The organism is Sodalinema sp. (genome assembly GCF_046483825.1).
Taxonomy (GTDB): domain Bacteria; phylum Cyanobacteriota; class Cyanobacteriia; order Cyanobacteriales; family Geitlerinemataceae; genus Sodalinema.
This window is the reverse complement of sequence record NZ_JAWOCL010000001.1, coordinates 1-15,730: the sequence shown is the minus strand read 5'-3', so window position 1 is coordinate 15,730 and position 15,730 is coordinate 1. Positions and strand designations below refer to the sequence as shown.

14 protein-coding genes and 1 tRNA gene are annotated in these 15,730 nt (G+C 51.7%); 11 read left to right on the top strand and 4 right to left on the bottom strand.

The window, feature by feature from the left end; genetic code table 11:
- Positions 1-1,104 (top strand): peptidoglycan DD-metalloendopeptidase family protein (locus R6U67_RS00075; RefSeq protein WP_410250644.1); only part of this gene is annotated, 1,104 nt, incomplete at its 5' end.
- A gap of 30 nt (positions 1,105-1,134) precedes the next feature.
- Here R6U67_RS00075 and tsaB read toward each other — a convergent pair.
- Positions 1,135-1,785 carry a tRNA (adenosine(37)-N6)-threonylcarbamoyltransferase complex dimerization subunit type 1 TsaB gene (gene tsaB / locus R6U67_RS00070; protein ID WP_410250643.1) on the bottom strand — a complete coding sequence of 217 codons (651 nt, stop codon included), beginning with the start codon at positions 1,783-1,785 and terminating at the stop codon, positions 1,135-1,137.
- A gap of 205 nt (positions 1,786-1,990) precedes the next feature.
- Between tsaB and R6U67_RS00065 the strand changes: the two genes are divergently transcribed.
- The gene (locus tag R6U67_RS00065; protein WP_410250642.1) at positions 1,991-2,314 is read left to right on the top strand and encodes a DUF1825 family protein; all 324 of its coding nucleotides are present in this window, start codon (positions 1,991-1,993) and stop codon (positions 2,312-2,314) included.
- Here the strand turns inward: R6U67_RS00065 and R6U67_RS00060 are convergent.
- Positions 2,311-4,242 (bottom strand): transglycosylase domain-containing protein, encoded by a 1,932-nt coding sequence (locus R6U67_RS00060; RefSeq protein ID WP_410250641.1) that lies wholly within the window; start codon positions 4,240-4,242, stop codon positions 2,311-2,313. The genes R6U67_RS00065 and R6U67_RS00060 overlap by 4 nt on opposite strands.
- A 310-nt stretch (positions 4,243-4,552) precedes the next feature.
- Here R6U67_RS00060 and tyrS point away from each other — a divergent pair, with 310 nt between their 5' ends.
- From tyrS to R6U67_RS00045, 3 genes are all read left to right on the top strand, one after another.
- Positions 4,553-5,764 (top strand): tyrosine--tRNA ligase, encoded by a 1,212-nt coding sequence (gene tyrS, locus R6U67_RS00055; protein ID WP_410250640.1) that lies wholly within the window; start codon positions 4,553-4,555, stop codon positions 5,762-5,764.
- Between the two features lie 19 nt (positions 5,765-5,783).
- Positions 5,784-6,701, top strand: a complete 918-nt coding sequence (locus tag R6U67_RS00050) for a thermonuclease family protein (protein WP_410250639.1) — start codon at positions 5,784-5,786, stop codon at positions 6,699-6,701.
- A gap of 423 nt (positions 6,702-7,124) precedes the next feature.
- The gene (locus R6U67_RS00045; protein ID WP_410250638.1) at positions 7,125-8,930 is read left to right on the top strand and encodes an EamA family transporter; all 1,806 of its coding nucleotides are present in this window, start codon (positions 7,125-7,127) and stop codon (positions 8,928-8,930) included.
- A 65-nt stretch (positions 8,931-8,995) separates the two neighbouring features.
- On the opposite strand, the gene R6U67_RS00040 is transcribed toward R6U67_RS00045, so the two are convergent.
- A tRNA-Ser gene (locus R6U67_RS00040) sits at positions 8,996-9,082 on the bottom strand.
- Positions 9,083-9,439: 357 nt separating this feature from the next.
- On the opposite strand from R6U67_RS00040, the gene R6U67_RS00035 reads away from it, so the two are divergent.
- Together R6U67_RS00035 and gatA are read left to right on the top strand one after the other, a co-directional pair.
- Positions 9,440-9,808 (top strand): 2Fe-2S iron-sulfur cluster-binding protein, encoded by a 369-nt coding sequence (locus tag R6U67_RS00035; protein ID WP_068787846.1) that lies wholly within the window; start codon positions 9,440-9,442, stop codon positions 9,806-9,808.
- An 89-nt stretch (positions 9,809-9,897) separates the two neighbouring features.
- Complete coding sequence (gene gatA, locus R6U67_RS00030) at positions 9,898-11,361, top strand: Asp-tRNA(Asn)/Glu-tRNA(Gln) amidotransferase subunit GatA (RefSeq protein WP_410250637.1); 1,464 nt, start codon at positions 9,898-9,900, stop codon at positions 11,359-11,361.
- Positions 11,362-11,368: 7 nt separating this feature from the next.
- Here the strand turns inward: gatA and R6U67_RS00025 are convergent, their stop codons facing one another.
- The gene (locus tag R6U67_RS00025) at positions 11,369-11,956 is read right to left on the bottom strand and encodes a hypothetical protein (RefSeq protein WP_410250636.1); all 588 of its coding nucleotides are present in this window, start codon (positions 11,954-11,956) and stop codon (positions 11,369-11,371) included.
- A gap of 290 nt (positions 11,957-12,246) precedes the next feature.
- On the opposite strand from R6U67_RS00025, the gene R6U67_RS00020 reads away from it, so the two are divergent.
- The 4 genes from R6U67_RS00020 (at position 12,247) to R6U67_RS00005 (ending at position 15,566) form a co-directional block, all read left to right on the top strand.
- Positions 12,247-12,840, top strand: a complete 594-nt coding sequence (locus R6U67_RS00020; protein ID WP_410250635.1) for a hypothetical protein — start codon at positions 12,247-12,249, stop codon at positions 12,838-12,840.
- A gap of 19 nt (positions 12,841-12,859) precedes the next feature.
- Complete coding sequence (locus tag R6U67_RS00015) at positions 12,860-13,822, top strand: putative 2-dehydropantoate 2-reductase (RefSeq protein ID WP_410250634.1); 963 nt, start codon at positions 12,860-12,862, stop codon at positions 13,820-13,822.
- Positions 13,823-14,245: 423 nt separating this feature from the next.
- On the top strand, positions 14,246-14,824 hold the full coding sequence (locus R6U67_RS00010) for a TerD family protein (protein ID WP_410250633.1): 579 nt from the start codon (positions 14,246-14,248) through the stop codon (positions 14,822-14,824).
- A gap of 139 nt (positions 14,825-14,963) precedes the next feature.
- Positions 14,964-15,566 carry a TerD family protein gene (locus R6U67_RS00005; RefSeq protein WP_410250632.1) on the top strand — a complete coding sequence of 201 codons (603 nt, stop codon included), beginning with the start codon at positions 14,964-14,966 and terminating at the stop codon, positions 15,564-15,566.
- Positions 15,567-15,730: the final 164 nt, after the last annotated feature.

Genomic DNA, 15,730 nt, shown 5'->3' with positions numbered 1-15,730 from the left:
CCCGTTGAAGCACCTGTCGAAGCACCCGTCGAAGCCCCAACCGCCTCTCCCCGAGAAACTCCTGAGCCGGAGAAAGTCCCCGAACAGCATCAAGGAGTTTCTCCCGATGCCGTCTTTGAGGGGCAGCCTCAACGGGAATCGATCGCCCCGCCCGAATCCCTAAATCAGCCCCAACTCGATCGCCCTCAACTCGATCGCCCCAACTTACCTCCCCAACATAGCTACATCGACGACACCGACTACAGCCTAGGGGCGACCACCTCTCAAGATTCCCAAGTGGTCGTCTTTGAAGAACGCTCCAGCGGTTGTGAAGCCCGCGTTAGTGGGCGAGTCCGTGGGCAACTCTGTCGCCCCACTCAGGCTCAACCCCAACCGAGTTCACCGACGAACCTGCCCCAACCGCAAGTCGCCTCAGACAATCGGGCGCCAGCGGCCCCTTCATCTCCAGGCGATCGAGGGAACTCCGCTCCCGTTCCGGCCTCAAGCGCATTTACCGCCAGTTCTCAACCCAGCAGCGGCAGCCAAGTCACCAACAATGCCAACCGTATCCCCTCCGTTGATACCAGTTATGCCCAGATGGAAGCGCAACTGCTGCGGGATATGGCGATTCAACCCCTAGAACGGAGCTTCCGGACCCGCGATCGCCGTCTGATCTTCCCCCTCTCGATTCCCGCTCCCATTACCTCCTTCTTCGGTTGGCGACATCACCCCATCGCCGGTGTGCGTCGCTTCCACGCTGGCACCGACGTGGCGGCGGCCACGGGAACCCCCGTGTTAGCCGCGTTTTCCGGCAAGGTTTCCAGGGCCGAGATGTTAGGGGGCTATGGGTTAACGGTGATCCTCGAACACAATGAAGGAACGGCGGAAACCCTCTATGCTCACTTATCTGAGTTACTGGTGCGTCCCGGCCAAGAGGTGCATCAAGGGCAAGTGATTGGCCGGGTTGGGAATACGGGTTACTCGACGGGTCCTCACTTGCACTTTGAGGTCAAACAACTGACTGAACAAGGTTGGGTTCATCTTGATCCCGGCCGCCAACTCGAACTGGCCCTCAATGATCTAATTAACCAAATGCAAGTCGCCCAAGCCGTTGAGACTGAGTAGCTTAGGGAGCTGTGGCGAATCAACCACAGATTACCGTTCGACGGGATGTTGTCCGTAGAACGGTAGGGCTTGGAACCAGGAGGGGCGGCGTCCTTCCTGGTAGTTTTGGTAGGCTAAATCGAGAAGGCTAGTGATGGAATCTGCGAGTTCGTCTTCATCAGCTTTGATGAGGTAGTAGGGCGATCGCCATTGATCTAATAGGGCCGTCCAATCCTCAAAACTGCGGGCGGTATCCGTAACTAACGTCGTTAATCCTTGTCCCTTGCGGGCCGGTTTATAGATGGCTGTAAACAGTTGTCCCCGAGATGCCATTAACTGTATCGCCAAATCGCAGTCCGAGGGGATGCTTGGGTCCTGCTGACGGCGGTACTCGGCCATCACTTCCAGACTTGAGCGAGCAAATAAAGGAATCTCAAGCTGTTGAGCCAACGTGCGGGCCGTCACCAAACCAATACGGGTTCCCGTGAAGCTTCCCGGCCCTTTAGCAACGGCCAAAAAGGTCAAATCCTGCCAGCCTCCAGGTGGCATAAACTCCCTCAGATACCCATGTAACTCCGACGAGAGCGATCGCCCCAGGGGCCAGGTTTGGGCGCGCGCCTTGGGGTGAGACGACAGTCCTTGACTCACAGCTAAACCGAGCCGCGCTGTTGTCGTATGTAAGGCTAATCCATAACCAGTCATAATGATTGAAACTGACTCCTTTCTGAGTCAGGGGTTGGGTTTTCCCGACCTGCGCCCATAGTCAAGGGCAACAGGGCTGTTTTAAGATATAAATCAGATTGGGTTCAGCCTTAGCGTTTTCGCACGATCGGTCAGATCTTGGCCAACCTTGCCAAACCCAATGACGGCAGACGTCACACCGTGAGTTATATCAAGGGCATTAAACATGGGTTTTTTTGATTCTGAGATTGTTCAACAAGAAGCCAAACAACTCTTTGAAGACTACCAGTCTCTGGTAGAAATTGGCAGCAAGTATGGCAAATTTGACCGCGAGGGTAAAAAACAATACATCGAGCGGATGGAAGAGATGATGGAACGCTACCGCGTGTTCATGAAGCGGTTTGAGCTATCTGAGGACTTCATGGCCCAAATGACGGTCCAACAACTCAACACCCAACTCAATCAGTTTGGCATCACCCCCCAACAGATGTTCGACCGGATGCACGAGACTCTCGAACGCATGAAAGCCGAACTGCAACAACAGCCCTAGGGACGGTCAAACTCAGCCGGGGAACGGAAGTTCTCAACCGGCTCATCCGCTAAGTACTTCTGCATGAAATCGCGCCAGACGGGCGCCACAAATCCGCCTCCGGTTGCCCCATAGGAGAGTGGCACATTGTTGTCATGGCCAGCCCAAACGGCGACAGACAGTTGCGGCACATAGCCCACAAACCAAATATCCCGCTGAGATGAGGTGGTTCCGGTCTTTCCGGCCGCTGGGCGATCGAGTTTCGCCGATGTTGCTGTCCCTTGATTGATGACCCCTTGCAGGGTATCCGTCAGGGCGGCCGTTGCCCAAGGATCTAAGACTAAGCGAGGTCTGGGGGTGTTGTCTAACATGACATTCCCCTTACTGTCGGTGACTTGAGCAATTAGGGTGGTATCGGAGCGCCAACCGTTGCTAGCAAAGCTGGCAAAGGCCCCCGCCATTTCCAGCGGCGTTAAGTCAACAGATCCCAGAGGAAGAGAAATCACCGGGTCAATTGGACTTTCAATTCCCAACAGCCGCGACACTTCAATCACGCGATTTAAGCCAATTTCCTGGCCAAGGGTCACGGCGGGAATGTTCAGAGACACTTCAATGGCTTTGCGAATGCTGACCGCGCCGGAAAACCCGCCCCCATAGTTACGGGGGGTGTATAGTCCGTCACCGTCGGGATAACTGACCTGAGTATCACTGACGATGCTCTCGGGTCCATAATTGCCGGTGGCAAAGGCTGTGTAGTAAACCAAGGGTTTAAAGGCTGAACCCGGTTGTCGTTGGGCCTGGGTTGCCCGGTTAAACTGACTCTGAGTATAGTCATATCCCCCCACGATCGCCTTGACAAAGTTCGTGCGTGGGTCAACGGCGGCTAGTGCCAACTGTCCCTGTTCAAAATCTCGGTAGAGTCCTTGATTGAACAGGCGAGTATGCCAATCTTTGACGGTTTGCTCGGCCATCCGTTGAGTGCTGAGGTCAACGGTGGTTTGCACACGCATTCCGCCTTTACTGAGAGTTTCGCGTCCAAACCGTTCGGTCAATTCATCGACCACCGCTCCCGTCACATAGGGGGAGATGCTTGAGGAGAATGACGAAATATTACCGAGGCGAATCGGTTGTTCTCGGGCTTCCTGGGCTTCTTCAGGGGTGATCCATTTTAATGCCACCATCCGGTTGAGGACGATCGCCTGTTGCCGTTTGGCCAGTTGATAGTCGGTAAAGGGACTATAGCTTTCGGGGGATTGAATTAAGCCGGCCATCATCGCGGCTTCGGCTAGGGTCAAATCACGCGCTGATTTGTTGAAATAACTCTGAGCGGCGGTTTCTGCTCCATAGAGGTTGTGACCCCAGTAGACCTGGTTGAGATACAGTTCGAGCAGTTCGTTTTTATCTAAAATCTGTTCGAGGCGGATAGCTAAAACCGCTTCGGCGACTTTGCGGCTAAATTCCCGTTCCGGGGTCAGAAACAGGTTTTTCACCAACTGCATTGTCAGAGTGGATGCACCTTCGACGGTTTCGCCTGACTCTAAGTTGGCCAAAGCGGCCCGAATCACCGCACCAGGGTTAATCCCCTGGTGGACGAGGAAATGGCTATCTTCAATGGCCAAGACCGCCAGTTTGAGGTTGTTGGAGATGTCCTCGAAGGGGATGACTTCCCGGTTGGCCTCATCATGGATACTGAGGAGTAGCTCGCCATTGATATCGTAAATATGGCTAGTTTCCGTCGGCATATAGCTACGCAACACCCGCACATCGGGGAGGTTGCGGAAACTAATAGCCAGTCCTACTAATCCCCCGGCGACCACCGAACTCCCGAGAAGTGTGGTTCCGAGAAGGGTGCTAGCGGTGACCTTGCCAACGGCTTGCACGAAGCGAAACAGTTGCATGGGGACTTGGGTTTTCTGGTTTCGATTTTGCCGAATGGTGTTACCTGACACAAAGCGCCTTCCTTACCAACGTTTGTTTTGAGAACGGTCTAGTTCGGTTGCATGGGAACCGGTCGAGTGGCGATCGCGCGATCGCGATGGATTTAACTCTAGGGCGATAACCCAAAAGAGGGGGGACTGGACATACTCTACACTATGGGACTCTACCGTATGGGAACTGGATTAAAACACAGAGGATTCGACTCTGGGCAACAATGAGGGGTCGGGGTTCCCTAGATGGGAATTTCAAGTTGGCCCATCTGGTCTGCTATTATAGCCACCTCATCACTACTAAGGCGCGATTTTTCCTTGCCCATTTGCTATGACCCCTGATTTATCTTGGCTACATCGAGGAACGGAGGAGATTTTTCCCAATCGTCCTGACTCCACGGATGAACGGGAAAACCTGGAGGTTTTGCTCACTCGTTGCGATCGCCCTTTGCGAGTCAAGCTCGGCATTGACCCCACTGGCTCGGACTTACACTTAGGACATAGTATCCCTTTCCGGAAAATGCGGGCGTTTCAGGATGCTGGCCATACGGCGGTTCTGATTATTGGCGATTTTACCGCTCGCATTGGTGATCCCACGGGCAAATCTGAGGTGCGCCGCCAACTGACGGCCCAACAGGTGAAGGAAAACGCCGAAACCTATTTGCAACAACTGCGACCGATTTTAGATTTTGATACCCCCGGCCGCTTAGAAATTCACTATAACTCGCAATGGCTGGGTGATTTGGATTTATCGAAAATCCTGGAGTTATTAGCCACGATGACTGTTGGGCAGATGTTAGCCAAAGAGGGCTTTTCCTTGCGCTATGATGCCGGAAATCCGATTTATTTGCATGAATTTCTCTATCCTTTGATGCAAGGCTATGATTCGGTGGCGATTGATGCGGATGTTGAACTCGGAGGGACGGATCAGAAGTTTAATTTAGCTGTCGGTCGCGATTTACAACGACATTTTGGCAAAACGCCGCAGTTTGGCCTACTGCTGCCGATTTTGATCGGCACCGATGGGGTGCAGAAAATGTCCAAGTCTCTCAATAACTACGTGGGGTTGCAAGAGGATGCGCTGTCGATGTATTCCAAGTTGGAAAAAACGGCGGATTCTCAGATTAACCAGTATTTTGAACTCCTGACGAAGCAGCCGTTGGAGCAACTTCCCGAGAATCCTCGGGAACGCCAAAAATCTTTGGCCTTAGATATTGTGGCTCAATATCATGGTCAGGCGGCGGCGCAAGAGGCGCAACAGGCCGCGATGTCCCTCGTCGGGGGCGATATGTCAACAGGTGCTGACGCGGTGCCGGAGTTTTCCTTGTCAGGGGTGGAGTTTCCGGCCAAACTGTTTTACATCCTAGGGGCCAGTGGACTCTGTCAGAGTAGTGGTGAGGGCCGCCGCCAAATTCAGGGGGGTGCGGTGCGTTTAGATGGCGATCGCATCACGGAGGTTAATGCCAGTTTTGAGTCAGCGGTGGATTTGGCCGGTAAGGTCTTACAGGTTGGCAAGAAAAAGTTTGTACGCTTGAGCGACTAGCGAGGGAACCGAGAGCGACGTGGGAACGAAGCTGCGAGATATCCAGGTGACTGAGGTGATTGATGGCGACACGCTGAAGGTCAAAATTGACGAACAGGAGGAGTTTGTTCGTTTAATTTGCGTGGACACCGAAGAAAGCAGTCTCCATCCTGCGCCGGAGACGGCCAAACCTGTGACGGAGGCTGGGATTGCCGCCGATAACATGGCCCATCAGTATTTTAGTCAAGCCAATGGCGATCTCTGTCAGGTGGATTTGGAGTTTGACACAGATGATTCCCCAGAGGACTGTTTACGGTGGCATCGTGGCAATTGTAGCCGCCTAGTTTGCTATGTTCATCGGGGGGATAGCCATTACAACTTGTTTACGATCAAACAGGGCTGGAGTCCCTATTTTACGAAGTATGGGCGATCGCGTTTGTATGATACGGCGTTTACGCTGGCTGAATTTGAAGCCCAGGCCCATCAGCGCAAAATCTGGAATCCTCAGGTGAACGCTCATGGGGCTTCTCGGAACTATTGTAGTCTCTCGGCCTGGTGGGCTTATCGGGCGGCGATTATTGAGGATTTTCGCCGCTGGGGAGCCGCCTCGGGCGCGATTTCGGTGCAGTTAGACTATTCTCAGGTGTTGCAGGCGATCGAGGATGGCCGAGATGTGACGGTGTTTTGTGATCTCCAAGGTGGAATCCGTAAGCAGGTTGAAGGGGGTGCGATTATTTTTACGGGATCTCGTCTATGTCCTCTCAAGTTTTGGATTCCTACCGCTTCGAACCCCGATGGGGAGGCGTTGGTGCGCTTAGTCTTGAATCGTTATGCTGGCCGTGGTCGAGGCTATGCCTATGTTCGGGGTCGGATTACTCTACATCGCGGCTTACCTCAGATGATTATCCGGCATCTTGAGCAACTTTCCGACTTTCCAGACAATTTTCAGAGATATTGAGGATTTAAGCCAATCTGAGGATTGAGACTGGCATGACTATAGGGAAACGTCATGAGACCTATAACATAATTCGATATTTAAAGGATGGTTTTTTACAAAAATTTAGACTAAACTAGAACCAGGGTCTTAACCGTCCCTTAATCAAAACCTGTTTTAGTAAACATCCTTTAAATTCAACCGAAACTCAACCGTTTGGGCGTGGCTTCACTCAATAGCCGCGCCTTTTTTGTATCTAGGGTTCAGAAAAAGAGGCCAGGGGCGGGATTCACGTCAGAAGAAGTGAAAATACCCTTTCAATCGAGGCAAAAGACCGTTTAAGATGTTGGGCAAGCCGATCGAGCGAGCGGAGGGCAATGGAGCCATCACACCGTTCTTTTGGCGATCGCCAGTGAATTGATAGGAGAGAGGAAGGACTCAGGACTTATGGAGCAAAGGGAAACGCGATTGACCAACCCCGACGGTCTCGGCGATCGCTCGGTCGAAACCGTATTAACTGAGCTGACTCAGGATCTCAAACATCTGCAACAGGATCTCATCGTGCAACTGACGCGAGATGTCAGCCGTCTGCAAGCGGAGAAAACGCGACTGCTAGATGACATCAGCCAACTGCAAGATCGCTATCAACAACTCTCTCCCGGCCAACGTCCCCCCGCGCTGAGTGAATCAGACGATGAGCGTCAGGTGTGGGTGCAACAACTGGCGCAACTGGTGGCGGCCAGTCTCGAAGAACGGCTCTCAGCTCGCGTCGAGGAACTGGCGGCCCGCCAACTCCCGCCCAATCGTCCCTTAGGGTCCTTAAGTGAGGGCGATCGCCTGCGAGATTCCGTCGATAGCCGTTTCCACCAAACCTATCGAGGACTGAGCCAGGAACTGGGCAACTACCGCAGCGATCTCTGGCAATCTCTGCATCAACTCGACAATCTACAACAACAAGGGGAAGCGCTCCTCGATACCCTCGTCAGTCGTTTAGGCCAGGAATTACGAGACGAGGCCAGCCAACCCACCGGACCGAGCCGGCCTCCTCAGGCCTACCGAAATGGGGCCGCAGAAGCGCCTAGCATTGAATCCTCGGCTCCTGCGAGCGATTCTCCACCCCCCTCGACGGAAGACAACAACCTGGTTCCGACACCTCCGGTTCCCACCCCCGAGGCCCTAGAGTCAGAGGTCGATGAGAATCAGCCAATCCCCAATGATGCACCGCCGCCGCCCGCGCCTAAACCCGCCTCTCAAGTCCAAACGGGACTGATTCTGGCTCTGCTGTACTCGGCGGTGTTGTCTCTGTTTAATGTCAGCATCCGGGTGATTCTCAGTGAACAGACTATTCTGGAACTAATCGGGGGAGGGGTGACTTGGGGAGGGATTATTTCCCCGAGTTTGGGCAACTCCATGCTGATTCTGTTTATGCGGATGGTGGTGGTGGTTGTGTTGATGCCCTTGGTGGCGATGCAGCTATATCCGCAATGGTGGCAAGAACTGAAGGACTTTCAACGGCCTGAAAACCGCCGTCTGCAATATCAGGTGGTTTGGAGTGGTGTGGCTCTGTTTGCCTCACAGGTTTTGATTTATATTGCGATCGGTAACATTCCCACAGCGGTAGCGATTACTCTATTCTTCATTTTCCCCATTGTCACTGTGTTGGGGGCTTGGTTCCTTTTTGGTGCCCGACCCACCATAACCCGAGCCGTTATTATGGCTGTTATTCTCATCGGTAGCTTATCGGCTGTTCCCGGAATTTTTACGATTTTCTCAGGAGGATTAGCCGGTGGGGGGTTAGTTTTGGGGAGTTTGACGGCGTTAGGATCAGGGGTGGCCTTTGCGGGATATGTGTTGCTGACTCAGATTGCCTCGAAACAACTACACCCGATTTCCTTTAGCTTTGCCAATTTTGTCTGTGTTTTTGTCTTTTCCTTTGTTGGCTTGGTGGTGGTTGAGCGTTTGGATGCGACGATGAGCTTGCCGACTCAGAACATTGGTGGCCTGCTTGGGGGCGGGTTCTGGCTGGGCCTGCTGACCCTAATTAGCTATGTTCTCAACAACTTTGCCATCCGCTATGCCGGGGCTTCTCTGGCGTCGATTGTTGGGGCAACGGGTCCGGTGATGACGGCGTTGTTGGGTTTCTTCTTAATTGGTGAGCAATTAACAGGTAACCAAATTTTTGGAATGTTAGTGGTTACGGCTGGCGTGGTGGCCTTGAGTTTAGAGCGGATGATGCTGGCCCGTAAGGGTTAAAGCTTTTGTAGAACAGCCAGAAACAAAGAAAAGACGCACCAAATGGTGCGTCTTTTCTTTGAGAACGGAGAGGGAGGGATTCGAACCCTCGTTAGAGTTGCCCCTAAACAGCATTTCCAGTGCTGCGCCTTAAACCGCTCGGCCACCTCTCCTCAGAGACTGTATTGAGTTTTTCAGTCAAAGCTTTCCTATCTTAACAGAGATTTTGGCGATCGCCAAGCCCTTTGGCGAGTTTTGGCGAAAAATTTGGGCGAGGTTTGGGCGATCGCCGCCTAACCTCCCCGGCCAGCGGGGTCTAAGCCTCGATGGGGTAGAATGAGCGCCTAGCGATGCAGTTGTAGTGTCCCACCACTTTGCCCTAAGCTCAGATTGGACAACAGATGGTCTGGTGAGATGCGATCGCGTCACGCCGAGATGATCCAATCTCTTGTCCGAGCTAACTAACCTAGCTAACTAACCTAGCTAACTAACCTAGCTAACTAACCCAGCCAACTAACCCAGCCGAATCTATGACTCGTACCCATCAAATTCGCATTCACGATCGCCAAAACGGTAAAGACTACACCGTCACGGTTCCTGAAGATCGCTATATTCTGCAATCGGCGGAAAACCAGGGGGTCGATTTACCGTTCTCCTGTCGTAACGGCGCTTGTACGACGTGCGCCGTGCGGGTAATCTCGGGGGAATTGTACCAACCTGAGGCCATGGGCCTGTCGCCGGCCCTCCAGAAAAAAGGCTATGCTCTCCTCTGTGTCAGTTATCCTCGTTCGGATATCGAGGTCGAGACCCAGGATGAAGATGAAGTCTATGAACTTCAGTTCGGTCGCTATTTCGGTAAGGGGAAAGTTCGCATGGGCTTGCCCCTCGATGAAGATTAACCGCGATGTGGCTAGGGGACATCCTCTGAGTTACAGTACAGTGGTATCACTTTTGTTTTTTAAGTCCACGCTAAGGTAGAGGTTCGTGCATGGCATCCATTCGTGAGTTGCACCGAGAATTGATTAATAAAGAGCGATCTGCGGTTGAAATGACCCAGGAAACCCTTGATCGCATTGATGCGTTGGAACCGCAACTTCACAGCTTTCTCCACGTGACGGCTGAAGCGGCGATCGCCCAGGCGCGGCGAGTGGATGCCAAAATCGCGGCGGGGGAGTCCATTGGACTGCTTGAGGGGATTCCCATCGCGATTAAGGATAATCTCTGTATGCGTGGGGTTCCCACCACCTGCGGTTCTCGGATTTTAGAAAACTACGTTCCCCCCTACAATGCCACAGTCATTGAGAAGCTAGAAGCAGCGGGGGCGGTTTTGTTGGGTAAAACCAATTTAGATGAGTTCGCTATGGGGAGTTCGACGGAGAACTCAGCCTATCAGGTGACGGCGAATCCCTGGGATATCTCTCGGGTTCCCGGTGGCTCGTCTGGCGGTTCAGCGGCGGCTGTGGCGGCCGATGAAGCGGTGGTCGCGTTAGGCTCGGATACGGGCGGCTCCATTCGTCAACCGGCCTCGTTCTGCGGGGTGGTGGGGATGAAACCCACTTATGGTTTGGTCTCGCGCTATGGTTTAGTGGCCTACGCCTCGTCGTTGGATCAAATTGGTCCGTTTGGGCGCACCGTCGAGGATGCGGCGACGCTGTTGGAGGCGATCGCCGGCTATGATCCCCGTGACTCCACCAGTCTCAAGGTGGATATTCCCCATTACTCCCGGGCCGTGAAACCCAACCTCAAGCCGAAAGGACGGTTACGGGTGGGGATTATTCAAGAAACCTTTGGTAAGGGCCTCGATCCTGAGGTGGAAACAGCCGTTAAAGCGGCGATCGAGGTGTTGCAAGAGTTGGGAACGGAGATTTCTGTAATTTCCTGCCCCACCTTTAGTTATGGCCTACCCACTTATTACATTATTGCTCCCTCGGAGGCCTCGGCCAACTTAGCCCGCTATGACGGGGTGAAGTACGGCTTACGAGTCGAAGATGCCGATAATCTGCTGGAGATGTACGAGAAAACTCGCGCTCAAGGGTTTGGCCCGGAAGTCAAACGCCGCATTGTGATTGGGACGTATGCTCTCTCAGCGGGCTATTATGATGCCTATTATCTCAAGGCTCAGAAGGTACGGACGTTGATTTGTCAAGATTTCCAGAAGGCGTTTGCTCAGGCGGATGTGTTAATTACCCCCACCTCGCCAACGACGGCCTTTAAGGCGGGGGAGAAGACGGATGATCCCTTGAGTATGTATCTGTCGGATTTGATGACGATTCCGGTGAATTTGGCGGGATTACCGGCGTTGAGTCTTCCCTGTGGTTTTGATGGTCAAGGGTTGCCGATTGGGATGCAGATGATTGGCAATGTGCTTCAGGAGGAACGACTCCTAGAGATTGCGAATGCTTATGAACAGGCGACGCTGTGGCATACTCGTAGCCCCAAACTCTCGGTTTAGGGGGGGGTTAAGCCTTGCTGGTTTTGCTGGCGCCGTTGGTGACGCTTTCGGGGGATTCGATGGCGACATCTCCCGGCGTTTCGGCGCGGATAATTTCTAGGATCAGTCGCGCGTCGCCGCTCATGGAGTCGCGGAAGCGGCTCAGTTCGGCGTGGCTACTGGCGACTTTTTGCAGAAGTTTGCCGGTTTTGCGATCGCTGGCCAGTTCGAGTTCTTCGGGGCTGAGCGATCGCTCGTTGTCGAGTACGGCTTGCACGAGGCTAACCAGGGGACGTGCTTCCTGACAGGTTTGTTGGTGGGTGACTTGTAGGCTCAGGAGTTGACAGAGTTCCTGGGCGCCTCGTTCGACGGGAAGGAGGGTTTGAGTATCGGTGGGTTCGGAGACGGCCATAATTGAGTCTTGATGAATTCCGTTGGCAAAGCGATCGGCGGGAAGTAAATCCTCTTCCCACAATTTTCGCACGAGTTCGATCGCCCCTTGACGGGTTTTGGGACTATCCCGTCGCCCAGATAGGCGCACTAAGGTTCCCACCCGTTGCGCTGGGGGCTGTTCAAGGTCATCGATAATTAGATAGTTGAGGGTTGGGGAAGACACGTGGCGACAATTATCGGGTCAGACGGTATCGAAATGGTCAACATTGCTCACTTCTTTTAGCATAAAATGTGATTTTCGTCAAGTATTTTGGAGGTCAAAAGGTGATGCTGGGGTGAATGTTTAGCTGAATTGACTCGCTGAATTTGTGACCGGTGTTGGGTCGCCCCATGCTGTCACCTCACGCTGAAAAATAGGGATTAACGGCCTTAAAATAAGGAAAATCACTGTGTCCAGAACCGGACAACAGGATGGGTTTGAGAGTCTCTTAATTTAACCAAACTCCAGAGAGTATGCGGGTAAACGATCGGTATTATCGGGGTGTGATGGGTTGGGCGATCGTCATGGGGCTACTGATGGCTCCATCCTGGATGGCCCGAGAGTCGAGTCAATTGGGGGCCGTGAGAACCACCGAGTCGCCAGGGGAGCGGATTCCCCAGGTTGTGCCTCAACAACTGCATTGTGAGGAAGAACCGAGTGGCTTCGGGTTACCGGGGTTTCAGCCGGGAACGTCTAAACCCCAGGTTGAACGGATGATTGGATCTCCGGCGGCTGTACAACGGGGGTATTGGGGCAACAGTACAGCCCTGGTGTATTATCTAATTCCCAATCAGGTCAGTCTGGGATTTTTGTTTGATGATAAATCCAATGTCTTACGGCAGACTGAAGCCTCATTTCACCACAGCTTAGAATTGCCTCTGGTGTTGTCCACCTTGGATAGTATGTTGGGCTGTCAACTCAATGAGGCGATCGAGTTGGGATTTCACCGCGTCTGGGAAGGGGAGATCTCAGAGTACCGCTTCCAACTGGCGGCGATGGAGGGAGTCATCTTTTGGGAAAGCGACACCCACGTTTATATTGGAGTTTGGCAACAAGGCTTTCAATAGACTGCAATCGGACTAAGTTATGGCATCGTTTCCTCAATCGGCTTCAACTCCCCGTCGCTACGCCATTGTCGGAACTGGCGCGATTGGCGGCTATTATGGTGCGAAACTACAACAAGCGGGGGTGGAGGTGCATTTCCTCACCCGCAGCGATTATGAGGTGATTCGTCAGCGGGGGTTAACGGTGGAATCTCCTGGGGGGAATTTTCAGTTAGGAGAGGTTCAGGCGTATCGGGATGTGGCCGATATGCCCGCTTGTGATGTGGTCATTTTAGCTCTGAAAACGACTCAGAATCAGGTGTTGGGGAAGTTGTTACCGCCTCTGTTGAAACCCGATGGGGTGGTGTTGGTGTTGCAGAATGGGTTGGGGGTTGAAGATGAGGTGGCGGAGTGGGTGGGGGGCGATCGCGTTCTCGGGGGATTGTGTTTTATCTGTTCTAATAAGGTTGGCCCCGGCCAGATTCGTCATTTGGATTATGGGGCGATCGCCCTCGGAGACTATCACCCGGATTATAGGCCGCAAGGGGTGACGGACCGGATGCGGGCGATCGCCCAGGATTTTGAGCGGGCCGAGATTCCCATGCAATTTCACGAGGATTTATTGCTGGCCCGTTGGAAAAAACTGGTTTGGAACATTCCCTTTAACGGCTTATCCGTGGTATTAGATGCCAAAACCGATCGCCTGATTGCTGATGACAACAGTCGTCAAGCGGTGAACTCTTTAATGGCTGAAGTTGTGGCGGGGGCGAAGGCTTGTGGGCGAGAAATTCCCGAAGCGTTTGTCGAGGAGATGTTAAACACCACCGAAAAGATGCCTCCTTATTTAACCAGTATGAAATTGGACTTTGAGGGCAAACGACCATTGGAGATTGAGGCGATTGTGGGGACTCCCCTCCGTCGCGGAACCGCCGCTGGGGCAAGTTTACCGCAAATGGCATTGTTGTATCATCAATTGACGGTGTTAGACCGCTATAATCGGGCGTAGCCATTACGTTAGGGTCAGGGAAATATTCTGTAAAAATACAGAGAAAAGCCTAGGAATCAGTATGTTTACGTGGTATTTATCGCGATTTCCCCAATCAAGCCTTCGTGACTACAGTTCCTGAGTTTCTCGGTCTCTATATATTATGTTTTGTTAACTAGCCTTCTCAGTCCAAGAGTTTTTTGCCTAAGATGACAACAGTTAATCAATCAACCGAATACTGTACAAACTAGGCCGCTTTTGATCTCAGAAGTAGAGATTGGTCCACGACCTTCCCCCAATATTCATTCAATCTAATCCTTAATCATTTCTTAAGGATGAGTGACCCATGAATGATCGAGATCGTGGCAAAAGAGTGGCATAACAGGTAGGCGGTCAAGTTTCGGAATACACCCATAGAGAAATCTTCAGGAGAAACGATTAATTATGGCAGTTTCATTAAAAAAAGGACAACGAGTCTCTCTGGAAAAAGTAGCTCCAGGACTTTCTCAGGCATTTATTGGACTAGGCTGGGACATTAAAGCAACGGATACAGGCTATGATTTTGATTTAGATGCCTCTGTTTTTTTGCTTGGCTCGAATGAAAAAATCATTTCCGATAATCACTTCATTTTTTATAATAACACGGGCAGTCCCGATCCAGACACATCAGTTCTTTATACAGGAGACAATTTGACTGGAGCAGGAGAGGGGGATGATGAGGTCATCAAAGTCAATTTCAAGAAAGTCCCTCCCGAAATCAAAAAAATTGTTGTAGCCGTGACCATTCATGAAGCCGAGGAGCGAGGACAGAATTTTGGTCAGGTTGAAAATGCGTTCGTTCGTCTTGTAGATGAGCAAACGAAACAAGAAGCCATTCGATATGACTTGACTGAAGATTACTCAACGGAAACGGCCTTAATCATGGCAGAAATGTATCGCAAAGATGGTGATTGGCGACTGAATGCTGTGGGTTCGGGTTATCAAGGTGGACTAAAAGCTCTGCTGGATCGATACAGCAATTAAAGTGAGTTACCGTGGAGGGTATCCCAGATCTAATGAGTCGTTTAAATGAGTCGTTTAAAGTCTTAGAGTCTTCGACAATACCCTCCATACCCCCACACCAAGTGACATCGTTCAATTGACCATGTAGGGTCTAACTAATATGGGAATCAACTTAAAAAAAGGGCAGCGAATTTCTTTAACCAAAGAAGCACCTGGATTAAAAAAGGTAATTTGCGGACTCGGTTGGGACGTCGCAGAAAAAGCGGGAGGTGGTTTGTTTGGTGTTTTTTCTAATACCGAAGATTATGATCTCGATGCTTCGGTGATATGCTTGGATGCTGCGGGTAAAGTATCTGAGTTAGGTAGCGTTGTCTATTTTGGAAATTTGTCCCATGCTTCGAAGAGTATTATCCATATGGGGGATAATTTAACGGGTGAGGGGGACGGAGATGATGAGCAAATTGTGGTAGATTTAGAGCGAGTTCCGGGCAATATTGCTCGGCTTGTTTTTACTGTCAACATTTACGAATGTATGAAGCGCAAACAAGACTTCGGACAAGTTCAAAATGCCTTTGTACGCCTGGTGAATGCTTCAAATAACCAAGAAATTGCTCGTTACAACCTATCTGGCTCTGAATACCAGGGTGCAACCGGAATGGTGATGGCTGAAATCTACCGACATGGTAGTGAGTGGAAAATGGCAGCGATGGGGAATGGTTTTAAGATAGAGGGATTAGGAGATTTAGTGAAAGCGTACTCCTAGTTAACCCCGGTAACAACGTCTAAGTCTTGAAAAAGCGAGACTTAGACGTTGTTGTCCCCTTTTTTGATTCTATACATTGATTATATCTAGTCCTTTTGTGAGTCAATGTCTCTATATGATCGCCTAGACTTGACCCGACCCAATCGAAAACTAAAAAGTCGAAT

Bases quoted from the DNA above. Each gene is read 5' to 3' on its own strand.
- R6U67_RS00045 (WP_410250638.1), top strand. From the start codon at position 7,125: ATGGAGCAAAGGGAAACGCGATTGACCAACCCCGACGGTCTCGGCGAT.
- R6U67_RS00020 (WP_410250635.1), top strand. From the start codon at position 12,247: ATGCGGGTAAACGATCGGTATTATCGGGGTGTGATGGGTTGGGCGATC.
- tyrS (WP_410250640.1), top strand. From the start codon at position 4,553: ATGACCCCTGATTTATCTTGGCTACATCGAGGAACGGAGGAGATTTTT.
- R6U67_RS00035 (WP_068787846.1), top strand. From the start codon at position 9,440: ATGACTCGTACCCATCAAATTCGCATTCACGATCGCCAAAACGGTAAA.
- R6U67_RS00015 (WP_410250634.1), top strand. From the start codon at position 12,860: ATGGCATCGTTTCCTCAATCGGCTTCAACTCCCCGTCGCTACGCCATT.
- R6U67_RS00065 (WP_410250642.1), top strand. From the start codon at position 1,991: ATGGGTTTTTTTGATTCTGAGATTGTTCAACAAGAAGCCAAACAACTC.
- R6U67_RS00010 (WP_410250633.1), top strand. From the start codon at position 14,246: ATGGCAGTTTCATTAAAAAAAGGACAACGAGTCTCTCTGGAAAAAGTA.
- tsaB (WP_410250643.1), bottom strand. From the start codon at position 1,785: ATGACTGGTTATGGATTAGCCTTACATACGACAACAGCGCGGCTCGGT.
- gatA (WP_410250637.1), top strand. From the start codon at position 9,898: ATGGCATCCATTCGTGAGTTGCACCGAGAATTGATTAATAAAGAGCGA.
- R6U67_RS00005 (WP_410250632.1), top strand. From the start codon at position 14,964: ATGGGAATCAACTTAAAAAAAGGGCAGCGAATTTCTTTAACCAAAGAA.